Origin of the sequence: Endozoicomonas sp. ISHI1, from assembly GCF_024606225.1 — a bacterium.
GTDB lineage: Bacteria > Pseudomonadota > Gammaproteobacteria > Pseudomonadales > Endozoicomonadaceae > Endozoicomonas_A.
The window spans coordinates 1-2,433 of the sequence record NZ_JAGRPU010000110.1; the positions used below are offsets into that span (position 1 = coordinate 1).

The following is a 2,433-nucleotide window of genomic DNA, read 5'->3' on the forward strand; positions in this document are numbered from 1 at the left end:
TCTGGTCTATCCTCACTGCTCCTACCCATAAAAAGCAAAGGATAGAACCATTAAAAGTCTACTTTTGCACGTATTGATCGTTGTGCCATTCGTCTGCACGGTTGAGTCACAGACCTACCGTTTTATCATTGAGGTTAACCAGAATGGGGCTTCTACAAGCCAGAGTTTTTCTATAAAAACTGAGCCGGGCACATTATCTGAAATGGCAATGAACGATGGGGGAGCGATGCAAAACGAACCATCATACATTACCCGCACAAACGGATATTCAGGGTCAGGCTCACCACCTGATGAAAAACCCTGTAGGCGAAACAAATTTCAGATCATCACTTGTATGTACGGAACGGGCAGCGGGAACTATTCCCGGACAACGGGGCAAGAGGATCATGGTCAGTCATTCAATAGGCATTCAGAAAAACCTCATTATCTATACGACAACGAACATAATGACGAAAATTCGGGCCGACCTACCGACTCCCGACATAGCCTTGACGAAAATTGCCATCAACAGCCCTGTTGTCATCGACAAGGACGCTGTATCTTCGCTCCATCCACAACTATCTGGTGTCGTTCAATCTCAGACGACTCTTTCGCTTGCAGAACAGATGTCTATTTGCAAACAGGCGATCAGGAGTCTGGCCCGGTAAGCCATCCTGCCGGAGGTCCGACAGTTGTCTCGGGTGCTGACAGTACAAGCGGTCCATCATTAACATTAAATCCACCTCCTGCGAAAAAACAAAGGAAGGCAGGCTCTAAAAAATACCGATGTGATCACCCCGGCTGTGAAAAATCATTAAGCTCTCAAGCCTCATTGAGTACTCACAAAAGTCTATATCACACCGGAGAGCAAACCTGCCCTGAGTGCCAGAAGACTCTGCCAAACGCGAAAGCCCTGTCGGTTCACAAAAGAAAAGATCACACCGGAGATCAAATCTGCCCTGAGTGCCAGAAGATCCTGCCAAATGTTCAAGCCCTGTTGACTCACAAAAGAAAAAATCACACCCCGGAGCAAACCTGCCCCGAGTGCCAGAAGACCATACCAAACGCAAAAGCCCTGTCGGATCACAAAAGAAAAGTTCACACCCCGGAGCAAACCTGCCCTGAGTGCCAGAAGACCGTGCCAAACGCTCAAGCTCTGTCGGATCACAAAAGAAAAGATCACACCCCAGAGCAAACCTGCCCTGAGTGCCAGAAGACCCTGCCAAACGCTCAAGCCCTGTCGCATCACAAAAGAAAAGACCACACCCCAGAGCAAACCTGCCCTGCGTGCCAGAAGACCTTGCCAAACGCTCAAGCCCTGAAGGATCACAAAAGAAAAGATCACACCCCGGAGCAAACCTGCCCTGAGTGCCAGAAGACCCTGCCAAACGCGAAAGCCCTGTCGGATCACAAAAGAACAGATCACACCCCAGAGCAAACGTGCCCTGAGTGCCAGAAGACCCTGCCAAATGCTCAAGCCCTGTCGGTTCACAAAAGTGAATATCACACCGGAGAGCAAACCTGCCCTGAGTGCCAGAAGACCCTGCCAAACGCGAAAGCCCTGTCGGTTCACAAAAGAGAATATCACAGCGGAGAGCGAACCTGCCCTGAGTGCCAGAAGACCTTGCCAAACATGAAAGCCCTGTGGGAGCACAAAAGAAAATATCACACCCCAGCGCAAATCTGCCCTGAGTGCCAGAAGACCGTGCCAAACACGAAAGCCCTGTCGGTTCACAAAAGAGAATATCACAGCGGAGAGCACACCTGCCCTGAGTGTCAGAAGACCCTGCGAAACGCTCAAGCCCTGTGGTATCACAAAAGAAAAGATCACACCCCGGAGCAAACCTGCCCTGAGTGCCAGAAGACCCTGCCAAATGCTCAAGCCCTGTCGGATCACAGAAGGCAACACCGAAAACGAAAGCTTGATGATGCAAAGTCAGGTGATTGATTTCTGCTTGTCACAGGCTCAGGGGGTGAAGGGCTAAACGTTTTTTACGACAGTCATCAGGTATAAAGTATCGGCGTTTCAGTAAAATTTCTGCATATTTGAAATGGATGGGAGAATCCATGAACCACTCTGTTTTGATTCCTTGCCCCTTATTCTCTGGTCTATCCTCACTGCTCCTACCCATAAAAAGCAAAGGATAGAACCATTAAAAGTCTACTTTTGCACGTATTGATCGTTGTGCCATTCGTCTGCACGGTTGAGTCACAGACCTACCGTTTTATCGTTGAGGTTAACCAGAACGGGGTTTCGGTAAGCCAGAGTTTTTTTATAAAAACTGAGCCGGGCACATTATCTGCGATGCCAATCAACGATGGGGGAGCGATGCAAAACGAACCATCAAACATTACCCGCACAAATGGATATTCAGGGTCAGGCTCACCACTCGATGACAAACCCTGTAGGCGAAACAAATTTCAGATCATCACTTGTATGTACGGAACGGGCGG

Annotated in this window: 2 protein-coding genes; both read left to right on the forward strand. The window is 49.0% G+C overall.

Translation table 11 applies throughout. The features are described 5' to 3' along the window. Nucleotides 1-64: 64 nt before the first annotated feature. Complete coding sequence (locus KBW69_RS23235; protein WP_257282507.1) at nucleotides 65-1,927, forward strand: C2H2-type zinc finger protein; 1,863 nt, start codon at nucleotides 65-67, stop codon at nucleotides 1,925-1,927. Between the two features lie 219 nt (nucleotides 1,928-2,146). Then, on the forward strand, nucleotides 2,147-2,433 hold a 287-nt coding region (locus tag KBW69_RS23240), incomplete at its 3' end, for a hypothetical protein (RefSeq protein WP_257282508.1).